The 19,544-nt window shown below is 53.6% G+C and carries 16 protein-coding genes; 11 read left to right on the forward strand and 5 right to left on the reverse strand.

Features of this window, described 5'->3' with window-relative positions:
- Positions 1 to 58 precede the first annotated feature (58 nt).
- The 5 genes from fusA (at position 59) to SYNCC9902_RS10255 (ending at position 5,443) form a co-directional block, all read left to right on the forward strand.
- Complete coding sequence (gene fusA / locus SYNCC9902_RS10235; RefSeq protein ID WP_011360769.1) at positions 59 to 2,134, forward strand: elongation factor G; 2,076 nt, start codon at positions 59 to 61, stop codon at positions 2,132 to 2,134.
- Between the two features lie 42 nt (positions 2,135 to 2,176).
- Complete coding sequence (tuf, locus tag SYNCC9902_RS10240; protein ID WP_011360770.1) at positions 2,177 to 3,376, forward strand: elongation factor Tu; 1,200 nt, start codon at positions 2,177 to 2,179, stop codon at positions 3,374 to 3,376.
- 118 nt (positions 3,377 to 3,494) lie between these two features.
- A complete protein-coding gene (rpsJ, locus tag SYNCC9902_RS10245; RefSeq protein ID WP_009788866.1) occupies positions 3,495 to 3,815 on the forward strand; it encodes a 30S ribosomal protein S10 in 321 nt (106 codons plus the stop codon).
- A 57-nt stretch (positions 3,816 to 3,872) separates the two neighbouring features.
- Complete coding sequence (locus tag SYNCC9902_RS10250) at positions 3,873 to 4,511, forward strand: LON peptidase substrate-binding domain-containing protein (protein ID WP_041425199.1); 639 nt, start codon at positions 3,873 to 3,875, stop codon at positions 4,509 to 4,511.
- Positions 4,511 to 5,443, forward strand: coding sequence for a methyltransferase domain-containing protein (locus SYNCC9902_RS10255; protein WP_011360772.1), 933 nt, complete (start codon positions 4,511 to 4,513; stop codon positions 5,441 to 5,443). Before SYNCC9902_RS10250 ends, SYNCC9902_RS10255 begins: the two co-directional genes overlap by 1 nt.
- Here the strand turns inward: SYNCC9902_RS10255 and pheA are convergent.
- Complete coding sequence (pheA, locus tag SYNCC9902_RS10260) at positions 5,424 to 6,272, reverse strand: prephenate dehydratase (protein WP_011360773.1); 849 nt, start codon at positions 6,270 to 6,272, stop codon at positions 5,424 to 5,426. The genes SYNCC9902_RS10255 and pheA overlap by 20 nt on opposite strands.
- A gap of 32 nt (positions 6,273 to 6,304) precedes the next feature.
- Here pheA and SYNCC9902_RS10265 point away from each other — a divergent pair, with 32 nt between their 5' ends.
- Positions 6,305 to 6,859 (forward strand): DUF1997 domain-containing protein, encoded by a 555-nt coding sequence (locus SYNCC9902_RS10265; RefSeq protein WP_041425200.1) that lies wholly within the window; start codon positions 6,305 to 6,307, stop codon positions 6,857 to 6,859.
- Here the strand turns inward: SYNCC9902_RS10265 and SYNCC9902_RS10270 are convergent.
- The 3 genes from SYNCC9902_RS10270 to SYNCC9902_RS10280 form a co-directional block, all read right to left on the reverse strand.
- The gene (locus SYNCC9902_RS10270) at positions 6,848 to 7,447 is read right to left on the reverse strand and encodes a ribonuclease HII (RefSeq protein WP_011360775.1); all 600 of its coding nucleotides are present in this window, start codon (positions 7,445 to 7,447) and stop codon (positions 6,848 to 6,850) included. The two genes, SYNCC9902_RS10265 and SYNCC9902_RS10270, sit on opposite strands and share 12 nt — an antisense overlap.
- 3 nt (positions 7,448 to 7,450) lie before the next feature.
- The gene (locus SYNCC9902_RS10275) at positions 7,451 to 9,391 is read right to left on the reverse strand and encodes an Rne/Rng family ribonuclease (RefSeq protein ID WP_011360776.1); all 1,941 of its coding nucleotides are present in this window, start codon (positions 9,389 to 9,391) and stop codon (positions 7,451 to 7,453) included.
- 249 nt (positions 9,392 to 9,640) lie between these two features.
- A complete protein-coding gene (locus SYNCC9902_RS10280) occupies positions 9,641 to 12,325 on the reverse strand; it encodes a TIGR03960 family B12-binding radical SAM protein (RefSeq protein ID WP_011360777.1) in 2,685 nt (894 codons plus the stop codon).
- 22 nt (positions 12,326 to 12,347) lie between these two features.
- Here SYNCC9902_RS10280 and SYNCC9902_RS10285 point away from each other — a divergent pair, with 22 nt between their 5' ends.
- Genes SYNCC9902_RS10285 through SYNCC9902_RS11810 form a run of 4 tightly spaced genes read left to right on the forward strand, consistent with a single transcriptional unit; the run spans position 12,348 to position 16,652 of the window.
- Positions 12,348 to 13,574, forward strand: coding sequence for an LL-diaminopimelate aminotransferase (locus SYNCC9902_RS10285; RefSeq protein ID WP_011360778.1), 1,227 nt, complete (start codon positions 12,348 to 12,350; stop codon positions 13,572 to 13,574).
- Positions 13,575 to 13,625: 51 nt separating this feature from the next.
- Entirely contained in the window at positions 13,626 to 13,940 is a 315-nt protein-coding gene (gene clpS / locus SYNCC9902_RS10290; RefSeq protein WP_011360779.1) for an ATP-dependent Clp protease adapter ClpS, read from the forward strand.
- A 2-nt stretch (positions 13,941 to 13,942) separates the two neighbouring features.
- Complete coding sequence (locus SYNCC9902_RS10295) at positions 13,943 to 14,806, forward strand: CPBP family intramembrane glutamic endopeptidase (RefSeq protein WP_011360780.1); 864 nt, start codon at positions 13,943 to 13,945, stop codon at positions 14,804 to 14,806.
- Positions 14,807 to 14,834: 28 nt separating this feature from the next.
- A complete protein-coding gene (locus tag SYNCC9902_RS11810; protein ID WP_011360781.1) occupies positions 14,835 to 16,652 on the forward strand; it encodes a tetratricopeptide repeat protein in 1,818 nt (605 codons plus the stop codon).
- A 34-nt stretch (positions 16,653 to 16,686) separates the two neighbouring features.
- Here the strand turns inward: SYNCC9902_RS11810 and SYNCC9902_RS10305 are convergent, their stop codons facing one another.
- Positions 16,687 to 18,264 carry a photosystem II high light acclimation radical SAM protein gene (locus SYNCC9902_RS10305; RefSeq protein WP_041425201.1) on the reverse strand — a complete coding sequence of 526 codons (1,578 nt, stop codon included), beginning with the start codon at positions 18,262 to 18,264 and terminating at the stop codon, positions 16,687 to 16,689.
- A gap of 182 nt (positions 18,265 to 18,446) precedes the next feature.
- Here SYNCC9902_RS10305 and psbA point away from each other — a divergent pair, with 182 nt between their 5' ends.
- A complete protein-coding gene (gene psbA, locus SYNCC9902_RS10310) occupies positions 18,447 to 19,526 on the forward strand; it encodes a photosystem II q(b) protein (RefSeq protein WP_009788850.1) in 1,080 nt (359 codons plus the stop codon).
- Positions 19,527 to 19,544: the final 18 nt, after the last annotated feature.

Consider the following 19,544-nt stretch of genomic DNA (forward strand, 5'->3'; position numbering starts at 1 on the left):
TCATGGCTGACATGTAGAGTCGGCCCGCCTTTTCACGCTTCACCCCCGGAGTACTCCTGTGGCCCGCGCCTTTCCCCTGGAACGCGTCAGAAATATTGGTATCGCTGCGCACATTGATGCCGGCAAAACCACCACGACAGAACGGATTTTGTTCTATTCAGGCGTGGTGCACAAAATCGGCGAGGTGCATGACGGTGCTGCCGTCACCGACTGGATGGCCCAGGAGCGGGAGAGAGGAATCACGATCACGGCAGCGGCCATTTCCACGAGCTGGAAAGACCACCGTGTGAACATCATCGACACCCCCGGACACGTCGACTTCACCATCGAAGTTGAACGCTCCATGCGTGTTCTCGACGGAGTGATCGCAGTGTTCTGCGCCGTCGGCGGTGTTCAGCCCCAATCGGAAACAGTCTGGAGACAGGCCGATCGCTATTCCGTTCCTCGGATGGTGTTTGTGAACAAAATGGACCGCACTGGTGCGGACTTCCTCAAGGTTCACGGACAAATCCAGGATCGTTTGAAGGCCAATGCCGTGCCGATTCAGCTCCCAATCGGTGCTGAAGGTGAGTTGAGCGGCATCATCGACCTCGTCGAGAACAAAGCGCACATTTATAAGGACGACCTCGGGCAAGACATCGAAATCACCGATGTGCCTGAAGCGATGAAAGACCAGGTTGAGGAATGGCGCGCTTTCTTAATGGAGAAAGTTGCTGAGACAGATGAAGCGCTGATTGAAAAATTTCTAGATACCGGCGAGCTCTCCAACGATGAGCTCAAGCAGGGGATCCGCACTGGCGTGGTGAAGCACGGTTTAGTTCCTGTGCTTTGTGGTTCAGCCTTTAAAAACAAGGGTGTACAGCTGGTGCTCGACGCTGTCGTCGACTACCTGCCAGCCCCCATTGATGTGCCTCCGATTCAGGGAATTCTTCCCGATGGCACAGAAGCTGTGCGTCCTTCAGACGACAAAGCTCCATTCAGTGCCTTGGCCTTCAAAGTGATGGCTGATCCCTACGGCAAGCTCACCTTCGTTCGGATGTATTCGGGTGTCCTTGAAAAGGGCAGTTACGTGATGAACTCCACGAAGGGGATCAAAGAGCGCATCTCGCGTTTGGTTGTGCTTAAAGCCGACGATCGCGAAGAAGTGGATCAACTCCAGGCTGGCGATCTTGGTGCCGTGCTGGGCCTGAAAAACACCACGACCGGCGACACGCTTTGCTCAGCCGATGAACCCATTGTTCTCGAGACGTTGTTCGTCCCAGAACCGGTGATTTCCGTGGCGGTTGAGCCCAAGACCAAAGGTGATATGGAGAAACTCTCCAAAGCCCTGGTGTCTTTGGCGGAAGAAGATCCCACGTTCCGGGTTCGCACGGATCAAGAAACTGGCCAGACCGTGATTGCTGGCATGGGTGAGCTTCACCTGGAGATCCTGGTGGACAGAATGATGCGTGAATTCAAGGTTGAAGCCAACATCGGCGCCCCTCAGGTGTCGTACAGAGAAACCATTCGTGGTTCTTCCAAAGGTGAAGGCAAGTTCTCCCGGCAAACGGGTGGTAAGGGCCAATACGGTCACGTTGTGATCGAAATGGAGCCCGGCGAACCCGAATCCGGATTCGTGTTCGTAAACAAAATTGTTGGTGGCATTGTTCCGAAGGAATTCATCAAACCTTCCGAGCAAGGGATGAAGGAAACCTGCGAATCAGGTGTGATCGCTGGATTCCCCCTAATCGACGTCAAAGTCAGCATGGTTGATGGGTCTTACCACGATGTGGACTCATCTGAAATGGCCTTCAAAATTGCAGGCTCGATGGCCTTCAAAGATGCGGTCAGGAAGTGCAACCCTGTTCTTCTTGAACCGATGATGAAGGTGGAGGTCGAAGTCCCCGAGGATTTCCTTGGCTCCGTCATCGGCGACCTATCCTCCCGACGAGGACAGGTCGAAGGTCAGGCAATTGACGATGGCACGTCAAAAGTCTCGGCCAAGGTGCCCCTGGCCGAGATGTTCGGCTACGCCACCGAACTCCGATCCATGACTCAGGGTCGGGGTATTTTCTCAATGGAGTTCAGCCACTATGAGGATGTTCCTCGCAATGTGGCCGAAGCCATCATCTCCAAGAATCAGGGCAATTCCTGATCTCTACAATCCTTTAATCCAACCCTCGATTCTTTAATTCAAATGGCACGCGAGAAGTTCGAAAGGAACAAGCCCCACGTCAACATCGGCACCATCGGCCACGTTGACCACGGCAAAACCACGCTGACTGCAGCTATCACCAATGTGCTCGCCAAGAAAGGGCAAGCGCAGGTTCAAAACTATGCCGATATTGACGGTGCTCCAGAGGAGCGCGAGCGCGGTATCACCATCAACACTGCCCACGTTGAGTACGAAACCGAAAAGCGTCACTACGCCCACGTTGACTGCCCTGGACACGCTGATTATGTGAAAAACATGATCACGGGTGCTGCCCAAATGGATGGCGCAATCCTGGTTTGTGCCGCCACAGATGGCCCGATGGCGCAAACCAAGGAGCACATCCTCCTAGCTAAGCAAGTTGGCGTGCCCGCACTGGTTGTTGCTTTAAACAAGTGCGACATGGTCGATGACGAAGAGATCATCGAGTTGGTGGAAATGGAAATTCGTGAGCTGCTGTCCAGCTACGACTTCCCCGGCGACGACATTCCCGTTATCCAGGTCTCTGGCTTGAAAGCCATTGAGGGAGAAGCTGAGTGGGAAGCCAAGATCGATGAGTTAATGGACGCTGTGGATGCAAGCATCCCCGAGCCCGAGCGCGAAGTCGATAAGCCGTTCTTGATGGCTATTGAAGATGTGTTCTCCATCACGGGCCGAGGCACGGTTGCTACCGGTCGTATCGAGCGTGGCATCGTCAAAGTTGGCGAAGAAGTTGAAGTAGTCGGCATCCGCGACCCCCGTAAAACCACCGTTACTGGTGTGGAAATGTTCCGCAAATTGCTCGATGAGGGCATGGCGGGTGACAACGTTGGTCTCCTGCTTCGCGGTATTCAGAAGGAAGACATCGAGCGCGGCATGGTGTTGGTGAAGCCTGGCTCCATCACACCTCACACCAAGTTCGAAGGTCAGGTGTACGTCTTGAAGAAAGAAGAAGGCGGTCGCCACACTCCTTTCTTTGCTGGCTATCGCCCGCAGTTCTACATCCGTACAACGGACGTGACTGGCCAAATCACCGCATTCACAGCGGAAGACGGCTCCAACGTGGAAATGGTGATGCCTGGTGACAACATCCAGATGACCGGTGAGCTGATCTGCCCAGTGGCCATGGAAATGGGCATGCGCTTCGCAATCCGTGAAGGCGGCCGCACCATCGGTGCTGGTGTGGTGTCCAAGATCATCGAATGATCAGTTTCGACTGATGCCTTAACGGGATGGTGGGCTCCGGCCTGCCATCCCTTACATTGATTTCGAACCTCGACAACTGAATTCAGGGCTCCTCCCGGAACCTGTTCCCGCTTTCCTTATGTCCACTGCAATTGCTCAGCAGAAGATCCGCATTCGCTTGAAAGCGTTTGACCGCCGAATGCTTGATCTCTCCTGCGACAAAATCATCGAAACGGCCGATACCACCGCTGCATCAGCGATCGGTCCGATTCCTCTCCCAACCAAACGCAAGATCTATTGCGTTTTGCGCTCTCCCCACGTTGATAAGGACTCTCGGGAGCACTTCGAAACGAGGACTCACCGTCGAATCATCGATATCTACAGCCCATCGGCAAAAACCATCGATGCGTTGATGAAGCTGGATCTTCCCAGTGGTGTAGACATCGAAGTGAAGCTCTGATCACTTCGATCAGATCAACCTCTTCCTAGGATTAGAGGATCCTTGAACACGGCGTCCGTGTCTGATTATTCGGTCAGGGAACTTCCCCTGTTCCCCCTGCCGGACGTCGTGTTGTTCCCACAACAGCTTCTGCCCCTTCATATTTTTGAATCGCGCTACCGGATGTTGCTCCAATCTGTTTTGGAGTCCGATAAGCGCTTCGGCATTGTCCGAATCGATCCTGAAACCGGCGAAATGGCCGACATTGGCTGCTGCGCGGAAGTTCTTCAGCACCAAACCAGTGAGGACGGACGGAGCTACGTCGTAACCCTCGGGCAGCAACGTTTTCGGTTGCTGAACATCACTCGCGACACGCCCTACAGAACGGCAATGGTGAGCTGGATTGAAGATGGGCCAGTCGCAGACATGGAATCGCTCACAAGCTTGAGAGATCAAGTGAGTGGGGCGCTCAACGACGTGGTGACTCTGACGGCGAAGTTACAAAATCGAGACGTTGAACTTCCCGACGACCTACCCGACCTGCCCCGAGAACTCTCCTTTTGGATTGGCGCCCATTTGGATAATCGCGCTGCTGCTGAACAACAAACCTTGCTCGAGCTCACCGACACGCACGACCGTCTTCATCGACAGTTCGAAATGCTTGATCACACCCGGCGGCAACTGGCCGCACGCACCGTTCTGATGGACCTGAAGTAATGCTGGCGTCTCTACTCCTGCTAACTGGTGCCACAGCTGCCCTTAGTTGTTGGCTCTGGCTGAAACGTGATCGAAAATATCAATCATCGGAAAGTGTCGCTGCCGCTTACGACGCCTGGACGGATGACCGCTTGCTCGAACGGCTTTGGGGTGACCACGTGCATCTCGGCCACTACGGCGATCCACCACGACGTCAGGATTTCCGTGAAGCAAAAGCAGCGTTCGTTCATGAACTCGTGCGTTGGAGTGGGCTCGATCAGCTCCCGGCAGGTTCGAAAGTTCTCGATGTGGGGTGTGGCATTGGTGGCAGTGCGCGCATCCTTGCCCGGGATTACAACTTGGAGGTTGTCGGAATCAGCATCAGCCCTGCACAAATTGCTCGCGCCACAGAGCTGACACCCCAAGGGCTTCCTTGTCGTTTCGAGGTGATGGATGCCCTCGATTTGCAGCTAGCTGACCACAGTTTCGACGCGGTTTGGAGCGTGGAAGCAGGGCCTCACATGCCAGACAAGCAGCAATATGCCGACGAACTCCTCAGAGTGCTGAAGCTCGGTGGCTTGCTGGCCGTAGCGGATTGGAACCGTCGAGACCCGTCTGATGGCGCCATGACCAAAACAGAACGCAAGGTGATGCGCCAGCTCCTTAATCAGTGGGCCCATCCCGAGTTCGCCAGCATCGCTGGATTTCAACAAAACCTTGAAACCAGCCGATATGGCCAAGGTGGTATCAGTACAGGTGATTGGAGCCAAGCCACACTCCCCTCCTGGATTGATTCAATCGTGGAAGGTCTGCGACGTCCAAAAGCTGTGCTTGGACTGGGTCCCAAAGCGGTTATTCAAGGTTTAAGGGAAACTCCAACACTCCTTTTGATGCATTGGGCTTTTGCCACCGGACTGATGCAATTCGGCGTATTCAAGTTGAAACGTCACTGAGTTCAGTGCTCGGATAAGCACCGAAATGGGAGAGGTGCTCACAAAAAGGCTCGAGTTGTGCGATCAACTCAGGCAGAGCCTCTGCTCGATTGCTCGGAAGATCAACATCGACAAAAAAGACGTATTCACCAAATTCACGCTTCGACGGTCGCGACTCAATGCGGCTCATGTTCAGTCCTCGATCCGCAAGACAAGCGAGAGCCTCCAATAAGGCCCCTGGGGCATTTCGATGGAGTGAGAAGGCCACACTGGCCACCGAGCCTTGTTCACGACGTTCACCACGCTTCAGCAAGAGGAAGCGGGTGCAATTTCCGGCCACATCATTCACCGGATACGCCAACTCCTCCAAGCCGTGTTCGATTCCGGCCACCCTGGAAGCAATGGCGGCTCGGAAATGACTCCCCACCACCAATCGTGCAGCTTCCGCAGTTGAGGACGTGGGGAGCTGCAATGCTTGCGGCACATGCTTGGCCAACCAACCACTGCACTGGGCCAAAGCCTGTGGATGAGACAACACCTCATTAATCCCGGACAAATCCCCTTGGCCCAAGAGTGCATGACGGATGGGCAACACCAGAGCGCGACGAATACACAGGTCGCGATGAGACCACAACGCATCCAAGGTGGCCGTTACACCACCCTCCACAGAATTCTCAATCGGCACCACAGCCGCGTCGCACATCCCGCTTGCCAACTGCTCAACAACGGCGCGCAAGCCAATACAGGGAACGAATTGAACATCACCCATCGCTTCGAGTTGCACCAAAGCGCGGGCGGCTTGCTCTCCATAGGTCCCTGTTGGGCCGAGGTAAGCGAGACGTGTTGGCATGGAAAGCCTGGCCGCATGGACTCGATAGGATCATGCCGCGTCAAGTGATGCGCATGTCCCTGGCCTTCGAAGCCAGTCAGAAGTTGGACCTTCCAGTCCGATGCCACGCAGAACGGTTGCCGGACTATCTGCAACAAGAGGAACGGGTTCTTGGAGCACTCCTTGATTCCCGGCAACTCACCAAGATCAGACCCGGGCACTACCGCTATCTCGTCACCAGCCTGCAGGTGTTTCAACTGCAGGTGAAACCGGTCGTCTCACTGCAAATAGAAACCGAATCCGACACGCTGGTGATGAAGGCGGTCGATTGCGAATTGGAGGGTCTTGGCCTCGTTGACGACTTCCAGTTATCGCTGGAATCCAGGCTCATCAGCGATGAACATGGATTGAGCGGCCATGCGCACTTGTCGGTTGAAGTGAGCCAACCACAGCTTCTCCGCTTGATTCCACGCCGTGTCTTGGAATCCACCGGTGAGTCGATCTTGAACGGGATTTTGATTGGCATTAAGGCTCGCGTTGGCAAGCAACTCATCAGCGATTTTCAGGACTGGTGCAAACCTGTTCCATCCGACGCACTAACCCAATAACCGTCGAAGAAAGCTTCGGCGATGTAGGGACGTAGGACCCAAGGCCAGCAAGGCTTTCTGATGCAGAGCCGTGCCATAGCCAGCATGGCGTTCAAGGCCATAGCCCGGAAATTGATCCGACAACCGCCGAATCAATGCATCACGCGCTTCCTTCGCCAACACGCTGGCAGCAGCGATCGCGGCCGAGCGCGAGTCGCCTCCCACAACAGTTTGCTGTGACCCACTCCAAAGTCGAAGGGGAAGATTTCCATCAACAAGAACAACATTTGGGGGATGCGCCAATTTCTGTAGAGCGCGAAGCATCGCCCGTTCTGTCGCCCCTCGAATCCCCACAGCATCAATTTCATGGGCCGATGCTTGACCCAGTCCCCTGGTTAAACAATGTTGCTCAATCAACGGCACCAATCCTGCGCGCCGCTTCGCAGACAATTTTTTACTGTCGGTTAGCCCCGCTTGCCATAGCCGTTGCTCTGCGACCTCATCCAAAACCACGGCGGCAGCAAACACCGGACCGAACAAACAACCACGGCCGACTTCATCGACACCCGCAACCCGAGAACCACTGGGGATTTCCTCCAGCCGCGTCATCAATCAGCTAGACGATGGGGCCGAAGAACGCCGACGACGGCGACGGGGCTCCTCAACATCCTCCGCCGGTTGCGTGGTCTCGACGACCTCAGCAACGGGCTCTTGATCCAGAACGACGGTAGCCGGAGAGACACTTTCCAAGGGCGTGATCTCCACCATTAGGGGCTGATCATCCTCACGCTGCTGAGAGCGATCTGCCTCTGGCTTTAAAGAAACGGGTATGGGCTCGGGCGGTGCCGAGTCAGCACGGACCACACTTCGCCCCCCCGCACCACGACTACCGCGACGGCGACGGCGTCCAGCACTGGCCGCTAATTGCTGACGTGCTTCTTCAAGGACCTCCGCCTCATCCTCGCCAGGACGAACAACGCGCACCACAACATTGTCCGATTCGGGTGGTTCGTCTAACAGAAGGGCCGGATTCAACCCAAGCCAGCTGTACACCTCCTGCTGTTCGTCTGTCATCGGCACAGCAACAAGCTCTGGATCTTGACGCCTGGCAATTGCTGGCTCGTGCGCCTCTTCCGTGGAAACCTGTGGAGCTTCGCTTTCAGTGGGGAGTTCAACAAAGGAGGATCCTCCTTCTGTGGCGGTTCGACTACGACCGCCCCGTCGACGTCGATTGTTGTTGGCAGCGGTGTCAGCAGGCGAGACAACTTCAGAACGCGCCGATGCAACCGAACGAACCAAACCTGTTTCAGCTGCCAACGGCTGTGAAAGATCTTTTCCAGGCAAAACGGCCACATGCCCAAGGCCACCACAACTGGGGCAGGCACGACCGAACAATTCATAGATGTTTTGACCCTGGCGCTTCCGGGTGAGTTCCACAAGACCCAGCTCGGTGAGTTGGGCAATTTGTGGACGAGCAGAGTCATCCCGCGTCGCCGTTGTGAAGTGCTCCAACAATTGGAGCTGATCACGGCGGGAGTCCATATCGATGAAATCGATAATGATCACGCCGCCGATGTTGCGCAGTTTCAACTGCCTTGCAATTTCGATCGCTGCCTCGACGTTGGTCCAGAGCACCGTCTCCCGAGCATTGGCAGATCGGGTAAACGAGCCGGAGTTCACATCAATCACGGTGAGTGCTTCCGTGGGCTCGATGATCACGTACCCACCCGAGGGCAAATCCACCCTGGGTCTCAATGCATCACGAATCGCGGCATTGATCTTGTAGTGCTCGAGCAGTTCCGTGGACTCGTCATGGCACTCCACCACAACGTTTCCGAGCTCAGAGCCAAGGAAACTCCCGACCCTTGAAACCGCTGCAGGTTCATCAACGACGACGCGCGCCAGGTCTGGACCCATGTGATCGCGAAGAATGCGATGAATGAAGTCCTCATCGCGATTCAACAGCACCGGCGGAACGGCTGTCTCTGCCGCTTGTTGGATGGCCTCCCATTGACGCAATAGCGCCTCTAAGTCGTCAATCAGAAGCTCTTCACTAATGCCCTCTGCTTCCGTTCGAATCAACAAACCAGCGCCTGGGGGCTTAATCAGAACTCCTAGGGCTCTGAGCCTGTTGCGTTCCGCTTCGGCGCTAATCCTGCGGGAAATATTCACCCCCAACCCATGGGGTTGAAGAACCAAATAACGGCCGGGGAGCGCGAGATTTCCGGTGAGTCTTGGCCCCTTGGTACCCGTTGGCTCCTTCATCACCTGCACCAGAACTTTCTGGCGAGGTTCCAGCAATTCGGTAATTCCGGCAGATCCTTTTCTTAGACGTAACGGACCAAGATCAGTGACATGAATAAAACCATTTTTTTCACTTTCGCCGATATTGACAAACGCGGCATCAATCCCCGGAAGAACATTTTCAACCGTACCTAAATAAACATCGCCAATCTGATAACGACCTTGGGCGACGATGAGCTCATCAACTCGCTCATCGGAGAGCACAGCAGCGATGCGCAGCTGCTCCGCGATGACAATTTGTTGGGACATAAAAGAACAGGCATGAGCCCACTCGAGGCTCTGATCCGATCAGATGCCAGCCGGCAACCTGCATCGGGTTATTGGGTGAATTGGAGCGTCCTTGAAGGACTGAAATGATGCGGAGTCGAAACTCCTCTGAAAACGGGCTCGGGGTTCTAGTGGAACCGGCTCGCGAGCCATGGACCTCGATATCCAATGAAGGATCAGCAAGACCAGGATCAACCAGTGCAGTAATCGCACTAGCTATCTGAAATCAACTTAACACCGGGCAAGCTCTAACCGATCCCTTTTCAACGACTGCAGGGCAATGGGCGCCGACACTTGCTCTTCCAACCAATGCTGAATTTGAGATGGGCGCAAACTTCGCCCCATGGAGTCCACGTCCGCCTCTAGCCGCAAACGCAACCGAGAATCACCTGGATCAGACACCACATCGAGGCGACGCAACACCGATCGACAATCACGGGAGCGAGGACGTCCTTTTTTATCTGTGTCGTGCCACATCAGCTCCTCTGCAGCCAGAAGATTGGCAATGGCAGAGGACCATTCCATCGTCCTGCCACTTTTGAGTTCCACATCAAAGCTCCACACTGCGGCTCGAATCTCCTGGGACAAACTGGGGCCACTTACAGGCACCTCAGCCACTGAGAGCAAGGTGATTCCTGGAGGTAGAAGTGGCTGTAATCCCTGCTGCAGTTGAAGGGGATCCAGGGCTTTGGTGAATTCCATATCCATCCATTCACTGTCTGCTTCGGCCCCGAGAGGCAACGCCAAAGCAATTTGCACCCTGGGCAAGGGATGAAATCCACCGGTGAAGCTGATGGGGAGACCACTTCGACGTAAAGCTCTCTCCAACAACCGCATGAGATCGAGGTGGCTGAGCAATGCCATCGACCCCGTTTTTGAAAACTGAATGCGCAATCGGCAAACCCGTTCGCTGGGTGGTGCTTGCGTGGGTACCTGCGAAGGCACCACAGGCGCTTGCACCACCACGTTGTGACCGAGCTCAGGTCCACACACTCCGCAACTGCTGCAGCCATGGAATGAACAATCGGGAACAACCGAAGCAGCCAAAGCCTGTTGAAGGTCCTCCATCAGCCACGTTTTATCGATCCCGGTATCGATGTGATCCCAAGGCAGGGGCTGGCGACAAAACACTTCGAGATCTTTGCGATCCAAAGCATTTACAGCGCTCCAACTGCCAACTTCCATCTCCCGATATCGCCCCTCAAGGCCTGCTTCTGAAATCGCACCCGTCCAAGCCGCGTAGGTGCGATCCAACGATTCAAACCATGCATCCATGCCGGCCCCAGCGCGCCAAGCAGCCTCAATCACTGGGGCGAGGCGACGGTCGCCCCGGCCGACAAAATCCTCCATTGCGGAAAGACGCACATCCGTGAAATTCACCTTGAAGCCGCGCAGACGCTTAAACGCTCCGCGTAGGAGCTCTTGACGGCGCTGAAACTCTTCCGTCGAAACGCTGTGCCACTGGAACGGTGTATGCGGTTTCGGGGTGAAATTGCTGATGGTGATATTCAGATTGAGCCGTCCCAAATCACGGCAGCTCTGCTGCAACATCGTGCAAGTTTCAACAATTCCAAGAACGTCGGCGTCCGTCTCCCCGGGCAATCCGATCATGAAATAGAGCTTCACTTTGCGGTAACCGTTTTGCATCGCAACACGGATGCCTTTTAGAAGGTCGTCATCGGTGAGGCCCTTATTCACAATGTCTCGCAAGCGCTGCGTGCCAGCTTCTGGGGCAAAGGTGAGCCCCGATTGGCGCGTCCCGCCGAGAATGTGGGCAATGTCGTCATCAAAACGATCCACCCGTTGGCTGGGCAGCTGCAAGGTGACGTTCTGATCGGCCAATCGATTCCGCAGCTCAACGCCGACGGCGGGCAAAGCCAAATAATCGCTGCAGCTCAAGGAAAGCAGCGAAAAATCGCTGTAGCCCGTCTGCTTCATCCCCGTCTCGACGGCCTCGATCACCGCTTCAGGCTCCACATCCCTTGCGGGGCGAGTGAGCATTCCGGGCTGACAAAAACGACAGCCTCGGGTGCAGCCCCGTCGAATTTCCACCGTGAGTCGGTCATGCACCGTTTCCACGTGGGGAACGAGGCCCATGGCGTAATGGGGCATCGGTGTCGCGACGCGACGAATCACCCGTGGTGGCAACTCTGAATGCAAGGGCTCTAGAGACACCCCATCAGTGGCAAAGCCATAGAGCGATGGCACATAAACCCCTGGCACCTGGGCCAAATCCCTTAACAGCTGAGAACGAGACCATCCTTTGGATTTCGCCTCTGCCACCACCAAACCAATCTCTGGGAGTAGCTCCTCTCCATCCCCCAAAGCGATGAAGTCGAAAAAAGGCGAATAGGGCTCTGGATTACTGGTGGCGGTTGGACCGCCCGCAAAAATCAACGGAACTGAAGCCGGATCATTGAGGGGCAAATCAGCACGATCGGCCGCACGGATCGGAACCTGGCACAGGTCCAACATTTCAAGAATGTTGGTGGCCCCTAGCTCGTAGCTCAGGCTGAAACCAAGAACATCAAATGCCAATAAGGGACGACGACTTTCGACGGCAAACAACGGCTGTTCACGCTCCCGCAGGCGCTCCGCCAAATCTGGGGCAGGTAAATAGGCGCGATCACACAACTGACCCGGAACGGCATTGAGGATCGAATACAAAATGATGTGCCCCAGATTGCTGGAACCAACCTCATAAATTTCTGGATAGGTCAAGGCCCAACGCACGGAAGCCTGGTCCCAGTCCCGAGGAACCACCCCCAACTCGTGCCCCATGTACCGGGCGGGCTTGTTGATGCCTTGATCAACCAGAGCGTGAAAATCAACTGGGTGGTCCACAGCAGATACGACCACAACGATGACCTCGCTCCTCCCTTCATCGTATGGAGCTGTCGACACGGCAAAATGCATCGACAGAAACCCCCTCCGGTCCGTGGTGAAGGTCAACGGCAATTACCTCAAGCTCAAGGCGGGCTATCTCTTCCCCGAGATCGGACGACGGGTTAAAGCTTTCAGCGCTGCCAACCCTGAAGCCGCTTTAATTCGTCTCGGCATTGGCGATGTCACCGAACCGCTGCCTCTGGCCTGTCGCGAGGCGATGAAAACAGCCATCGACGCGATGGGAACAGCGGAAGGATTTCACGGTTACGGACCAGAGCAGGGTTATGCCTGGCTCAGAGAAGCAATCGCTCAGCAAGATTTCCAATCCCGTGGGTGCGAGATCAATGCCGACGAAATTTTTGTTTCCGATGGCTCGAAATGCGATAGCAGCAACATCCTCGACATCCTTGGTGAAGGCAACAGAGTTGCTGTGACAGACCCGGTTTACCCCGTGTACGTCGATAGCAATGTGATGGCTGGCCGCACCGGTGATGCTGGTGCCGAGGGGCGCTACGCCGGTCTCACCTATCTACCCATCAGCGCAGACAACAACTTCTCAGCGGAAATCCCCAGCGAACCGGTGGATTTGATCTACCTCTGCTTCCCGAACAACCCCACAGGTGCCGTAGCAACGAGGGCCCAACTAAAAGCATGGGTGGATTACGCCCGCAGCCATAACGCACTGATTTTGTTTGATGCCGCCTACGAGGCGTTCATTCAAGATCCAGAGATACCGCATTCAATTTTTGAAATTGAAGGAGCTCGGGAGTGTGCGATCGAATTCCGCTCGTTCTCGAAAAATGCGGGATTCACCGGAACTCGCTGTGCTTTCACCGTTGTTCCCAAAGGCTTGAAAGGGACGGCAGCGAATGGAGAACTTGTGGAACTTTGGGGCTTGTGGAACCGTCGTCAGAGCACCAAGTTCAACGGCGTCAGCTACATCATTCAACGCGGTGCCGAAGCGGTTTACTCCACGGCAGGCCAAGCCGAGGTGAAGACTCTGGTGAGCTTCTACATGGAGAACGCATCAATCATTCGCCAGGAGCTCACGTCGTTAGGTCTCCAGATTTATGGCGGCGAACACGCGCCCTACGTTTGGATCAAAACCCCAAATGGCATGGACTCATGGGGATTCTTCGATCACCTTCTCAACAAGGCGAATGTGGTGGGAACACCGGGAAGCGGTTTTGGTGCGGCCGGCGAAGGCTATTTCCGTCTTTCCGCTTTCAACAGTCGAAAGAATGTCAATGAAGCCATGGCAAGAATCAAATCGCTTTGAATCAGCTGTGATCAAATTTCCCTTACATTTCAACCAGTGAGTTGCCGAGTGATGGCAGAGGAGACACCCACCCGCAGTCCAGGAGGGGCTGCGGTTCTCGATAAGGCGCCTGAGCGTGTTCGGAAACGTTCACCTCGATACAAGGTGCTGCTTCACAACGACCCTGTGAACAGCATGGAGTACGTCATGACGACATTGCGCCAAGTGGTTCCTCAGCTGAGTGAACAAGATGCAATGGCCGTGATGTTGGAAGCCCACAACACCGGCGTTGGCTTGGTGATCGTCTGCGACATCGAACCGGCTGAGTTCTACTGCGAAACTTTGAAATCCAAGGGTCTAACGAGTTCCATCGAACCCGAGGACTGAGCTTGATTTCAGCGCTACTGGACAGGTGTCTCCTGGTTCGTCCGCGCTGGCTACCACTGGTTTTGCTTGTGCCAGTCCTTTACGGACTGGGTTGGCTAATTGCATCAGCACTCATTCCACTGGGAATCCCCAACAGCAGCGTGTCTCTTATTGGAACGCTGCTCAGTTTTTCATTGTTCCTCGTCGTGATGCCCCACTGGGTGCAACGTCGCTGGCAACGAAAACAATGCTGGATTGCCTTGGGAATCCTTCCATCCCGTAACCAAGCGTGGAAGGTTCCCGTCGTAGCGCTTTGGCGCGGTTTATGCCTGGCAGTTGGACTGTTGGGAATACTGGTTATTCCAATCCTGCTAAGTGGCTGGGGAACCTGGCGAGGCGATTGGACTCTGACAACCGCAATGAATGCGCTCAGCCTCTGCCTTGGGGTGGGGATTGCCGAGGAAATAATTTTCAGGGCGTGGTTATGGACAGAACTCCAACACCTCACTAGCCGGTTCGGTGCCGTCGTAGGCCAAGCACTGGTCTTCAGCGTGGTTCATACCCGCTTCAACCTTGGCGTCATGCCCATGCTGGGACTGTTAACAGGTCTTTTCCTGCTCGGGATGACGCTCGCCATACAGAGAAATCACGACCAGGGATCCCTTTGGGGATGCGTTGGAATGCACGGAGGCCTTGTCGGTGGCTGGTTTCTTTTAACGCAAGGACTCTTAGACCTCTCTGAAGCACCAGCGTTTCTCGTGGGCTACCCAACCGCACAACCCAATCCCCTCAGTGGGCTTATTGCAATCACAGCTTTAGGCCTGCTTCTGATCTGGCAATGGCCATCTGTACAGCGCATCAGCCAGCCAGAGAGATTGGGGTCGTAATGGAGACCTCAAGCTCCATTCAATCGGTATGAGTTCAACCAACCAACCACTTCAAGCTCTCGAAGCTTCCATACAATTAGCCCGCCAAAACTATAAAGAAGCGAAAATCGACTCAGCCCTCCAACACATCAAAGAAGGGCTACAGATTGATGAGCACAATGCCCAATTACTCGAGATTGCTGCCAGCACTCATCTTCGTTTCAATAATAACAATGAAGCCATTAAATATGCTCAAGAATTAATCACACACCATCCAAGAAATCCGCATGGATACAGCAGATACGCACAAGCCCTGCTGCAACAGAAACAACCTTTTAATGCCAATCAAATGGCACTTAGCGGATTACAAGAAGCTCCACACAATCAACAGCTCCTGGCATTAACTAGCGAATCTTATCAAGCGCTAGAGCGCTGGGATCAATCACTAGAACTGGCAAATCAACTTATTGAATTCCATCCAAGCCTGCACATGGGATACCTCAAGGCAGCACAAAACCTTCTAAAACTCAACAAACCCAACGAGGCTTCTTCTATCGCAGAACGAGGCTTAAAAGCAAAGCCGAACCACCCTCATCTTCATAGCATTGCCAGCGAAGCCTACCGAGCCAGACACCTACACAATCACTCACTCAATCACGCAAAAGCCTTAATTGAAAATCAACCAGACTCCATCGAAGGGCATAAACGAGCAGCCCAAGACTTACTGAAACTAGGGCTAAGGAATGAGGCAATTTTAATCATCGAGCAACTCATTCAACGAAACAAGTCCAAGAAAGCCGCGGCAATGGCCAGCAAGCTCTTCAAAGTAGCCGGACAAACATCAAGAAGCCTCGTTCTTACAACACAACTCGCCAAAGCAAACGATGCAACAGATGATGATCAACGGCAATGGATTAGCAATTTATTCTCATGTAGACAGATTGATCTTGCACTATCTAAAATTGAATGCAACAACCCAATCGATGCAGAAATACAGAGCAATACTCTTCGAGCTCTCCTCAGCCAACCACTCAATACATTTAAGAAACTATCAAAGCATGAGCGGAACTTAATCAGAGAATACGATATCTATTATCACCTATCTCTTCCTAACTTTAATCCAACTCTGGAAGATTTAGAACAACGGCTCAAATCCACCAACAAGATCATCCTACTTGTGGTGCATGTTGGGAAATGCGCAGGCGAATCAATCATCACCGCACTAGAAGAAACCTTCACCTCAAACGAAGTGGAAGTCATCGAATATCACACTTTTGATAGCAATATGCTGATCAGAGAAAGTCTTCCATTGCTCCACAAGCATTCCGATCGAATCCACATTGTGACTTGCACTCGCAATCCTGTGGATCGCTGGATATCTGCTTTCAACTGGGACTACCACACATTTTTCTTATCAAGCCAATTCTATTGTCCAGACCACATCATTCAATTACATCGCCAATACTTCTCCGCCCTAGAATTAACCAATGGCTTGATGCGGAAGGAAATAGAGGCCCATGAATTGGCCACATTCAAACACCTTGCCTATGGACACATGGCGAAAGGAATCTCCTGGTACCTACCAGAAGAAATTATCGACAATCTTCCTAAGCAAGCAATATCGACAATCAATGTTGAAACAATCCAAAATGACTTCAATCAATGCATTCATACAATCACAACAACTTTCAAACAAATAGGTAAACGGGAACCAACACCCATCCCAAAAACCAAGCAAAATTATCAACACTGGTACAAATCAGGGGCATTTAGTGCCGCCAGACAATTCAGCGATGCACAAAGACAGTTCCTCGAACAATTCCTAAATGAAGATTACAAAGTAAACAATAAATTGAATAAGATTTAGCCAATATCAATCAATACTACTGAATCGAAACTCTCTATTTCACCGCATCAGCGATTGCAGCTCTGCCCAAGACAGGTGCCCTTAAGGCTTCTTTCAAGGGAGAAATGCCATAATCTCGCTCAAGAATATTCATCACAGTGCGGCCAAAATCGGCCGCATTTTGATCAAAAGCTTCCAAACAGACGCGGCCGAATGTACTACCCATCGGCTCAGGGTTCCATAGCAATTTTCTAGCGGTCCAGGGCATCATGCTCATAGGGTTATAACCGGGTTTGATCAATCCTTGATCGAAGCCATATTGTTCAAGATGCGTATGAGGCTGTAATCCAATAAAGAAAATTGCCGGCTCAACTCGATCCGCACCAAAAATCTTTTCTAATTCTCTGTGATACGCCACGGTTTGGCGGATAGTTCCGGGCCTTTCGTCGATCACATTGAATGAATAATTGACTGATACGTGATCTTTAAAGCCAGCCTCCGCCAACATCCGACAACTCTCAAGAACAGTTCGGAGGTTGTAACCCATTCGCATCTTGCGAACCAACTCTTGGGAACCTGACGTAATACCAATCTCGAAATAGCTCATCCCAGTTTCAACCATGAGTTGAGCGAGCTCAGGATCGAGGTTATCGGCGCGGATGTAAGCAGCCCAACGAATTCCAGTCAGTCCTTCAGCTTTAATCGCGCGTAACAGCTCTTTTGCATCTTCGATATAACGACGTGCTGGAATAAATTGAGCATCGGTGAACCAAAAGCCACGAACGCCACGGTCATAAAGCTGGCGCATTTCAGCCACAACTTCATCAACCGGATTCAATCGAACCTGCTTTCCTTCCACAACGGTATAAATGCAATAGCAGCAGTTATGGGGGCAACCACGCTTGGTTTGAACGCCAACGTAGAAATCACCAGCTTCTAAATACCAATCAAGTTGGGGCCAGATAGAAGCGATATAGGAATAATCGCAAGCCGTTTTGGGTCGACTCTCAGGCTGTTCATGGATTAGTCCTGAGCGAGGGGGCTCACCAACTTGAAAGCAGCGTTCGCCTTCGAGCGACTGACCCAGAAGAAGCTTTTCAAGTAGCGGCTCTCCCTCTCCCACAGAAACAATCGTTCCCTTCGGCAGGGAACGACTCAATTGCTCATAAAAGACACTGACGGCACCACCGCCAAGCACCGCACGGGCTTCTGGATGATGGCGGCACGCACGTTTCAGGCCACGACGAACAAGCGACTGATTGCGATGCAACTCGCCGTAATGGCTGGTCATCAAGCGCAAACCCCCAAGGGCACCATGGAGGCGCTTTAGGGGATTGCGGGCATAAAAGACCTCAAAGGAATTTTGAAGAGGGTTACCGCCGCGACCATCAACCGGGGCATAAATCTGAATATCCCGCCAGGAAAACACCAACAAGGTGGGTCGAAACTGATCCACGGTGGCCAGAAGAACCCTCTGCACATCCAGCACAGGAAGTGCCGCCAAATCAAGGATGCGCTGGGGCATCCCTGGAAAACATTTGTGCAGGTGGTCGGCCAAATACACGGGGCCGATCGGGAAAATTGGATTGCACGGCAGCCGCACCAGCAGCACCCGTTCCTGTTGTGGAGACAAAGCAGCTGCTGCAGGGCTTCCGGGACGCTAACAAGCCCATCCGCTAGTGGCGCGCCCCGCCTCTTTACAAATGCTTCGTAAAGCCATGATCACAGAACTCAATATTCCTTTACATTGGTGGGAGGCAGGGATTCCTGTCCCTTCCATAAACCGTCCCCTCGGGGGCATTTCTTTCCGTTCTCATGACCACCACCATCCAGCAGCGCTCCGGCGCTTCTAGCTGGCAGTCCTTCTGCGAGTGGGTCACCTCCACCAACAACCGTCTGTATGTCGGTTGGTTCGGTGTGCTGATGATCCCAACTCTGTTGGCTGCCACCATCTGCTTCGTCATCGCATTCGTCGCCGCTCCTCCGGTTGACATCGATGGCATCCGCGAGCCTGTCGCTGGCTCCTTGATGTACGGCAACAACATCATCTCTGGTGCTGTTGTTCCTTCCAGCAACGCCATTGGCTTGCACTTCTATCCCATCTGGGAAGCAGCTTCACTCGACGAGTGGCTGTACAACGGCGGTCCTTTCCAGCTCGTCGTCTTCCACTTCCTCATCGGCATCTACGCCTACATGGGTCGTGAGTGGGAACTCTCTTACCGCTTGGGCATGCGCCCTTGGATCTGTGTTGCATACAGCGCACCTGTCGCTGCTGCATCTGCAGTCTTCCTCGTCTACCCCTTCGGTCAGGGTTCGTTCTCTGATGCAATGCCCCTGGGCATCTCTGGAACCTTCAACTACATGTTGGTGTTCCAGGCTGAGCACAACATCCTGATGCACCCCTTCCACATGCTGGGTGTTGCAGGCGTCTTCGGCGGCAGCTTGTTCTCCGCCATGCACGGCTCACTGGTGACCTCCTCCTTGGTGCGTGAAACCACCGAAAGCGAGTCCCAGAACTACGGCTACAAATTCGGCCAAGAAGAAGAGACGTACAACATCGTGGCTGCTCACGGCTACTTCGGTCGCCTGATCTTCCAATACGCCTCCTTCAACAACAGCCGTAGCCTCCACTTCTTCCTGGCTGCCTGGCCCGTTGTCGGCATCTGGTTCACCGCCCTTGGCGTGTCAACCATGGCCTTCAACCTGAACGGCTTCAACTTCAACCAGTCCATCCTTGATGGTCAGGGCCGCGTCCTGAACACCTGGGCCGACGTGTTGAACCGTGCAGGCCTCGGCATGGAAGTCATGCACGAGCGCAACGCTCACAACTTCCCCCTCGACCTGGCAGCTGCTGAGTCCACACCTGTGGCACTGCAAGCACCTGCAATCGGTTGATCTGGAATCAACCTGTTC

Source organism: Synechococcus sp. CC9902 (assembly GCF_000012505.1).
Taxonomy (GTDB): Bacteria; Cyanobacteriota; Cyanobacteriia; order PCC-6307; family Cyanobiaceae; genus Parasynechococcus.

What these genes read in the sequence shown, in the direction of transcription:
- rpsJ (WP_009788866.1), top strand. Translation starts at nt 3,495, where the DNA reads ATGTCCACTGCAATTGCTCAGCAGAAGATCCGCATTCGCTTGAAAGCG.
- SYNCC9902_RS11810 (WP_011360781.1), top strand. Translation starts at nt 14,835, where the DNA reads ATGAGTTCAACCAACCAACCACTTCAAGCTCTCGAAGCTTCCATACAA.
- psbA (WP_009788850.1), top strand. Translation starts at nt 18,447, where the DNA reads ATGACCACCACCATCCAGCAGCGCTCCGGCGCTTCTAGCTGGCAGTCC.
- tuf (WP_011360770.1), top strand. Translation starts at nt 2,177, where the DNA reads ATGGCACGCGAGAAGTTCGAAAGGAACAAGCCCCACGTCAACATCGGC.
- SYNCC9902_RS10280 (WP_011360777.1), bottom strand. Translation starts at nt 12,325, where the DNA reads ATGCATTTTGCCGTGTCGACAGCTCCATACGATGAAGGGAGGAGCGAG.
- SYNCC9902_RS10275 (WP_011360776.1), bottom strand. Translation starts at nt 9,391, where the DNA reads ATGTCCCAACAAATTGTCATCGCGGAGCAGCTGCGCATCGCTGCTGTG.
- pheA (WP_011360773.1), bottom strand. Translation starts at nt 6,272, where the DNA reads ATGCCAACACGTCTCGCTTACCTCGGCCCAACAGGGACCTATGGAGAG.
- SYNCC9902_RS10255 (WP_011360772.1), top strand. Translation starts at nt 4,511, where the DNA reads ATGCTGGCGTCTCTACTCCTGCTAACTGGTGCCACAGCTGCCCTTAGT.
- SYNCC9902_RS10265 (WP_041425200.1), top strand. Translation starts at nt 6,305, where the DNA reads ATGCCGCGTCAAGTGATGCGCATGTCCCTGGCCTTCGAAGCCAGTCAG.
- clpS (WP_011360779.1), top strand. Translation starts at nt 13,626, where the DNA reads ATGGCAGAGGAGACACCCACCCGCAGTCCAGGAGGGGCTGCGGTTCTC.
- SYNCC9902_RS10270 (WP_011360775.1), bottom strand. Translation starts at nt 7,447, where the DNA reads ATGACGCGGCTGGAGGAAATCCCCAGTGGTTCTCGGGTTGCGGGTGTC.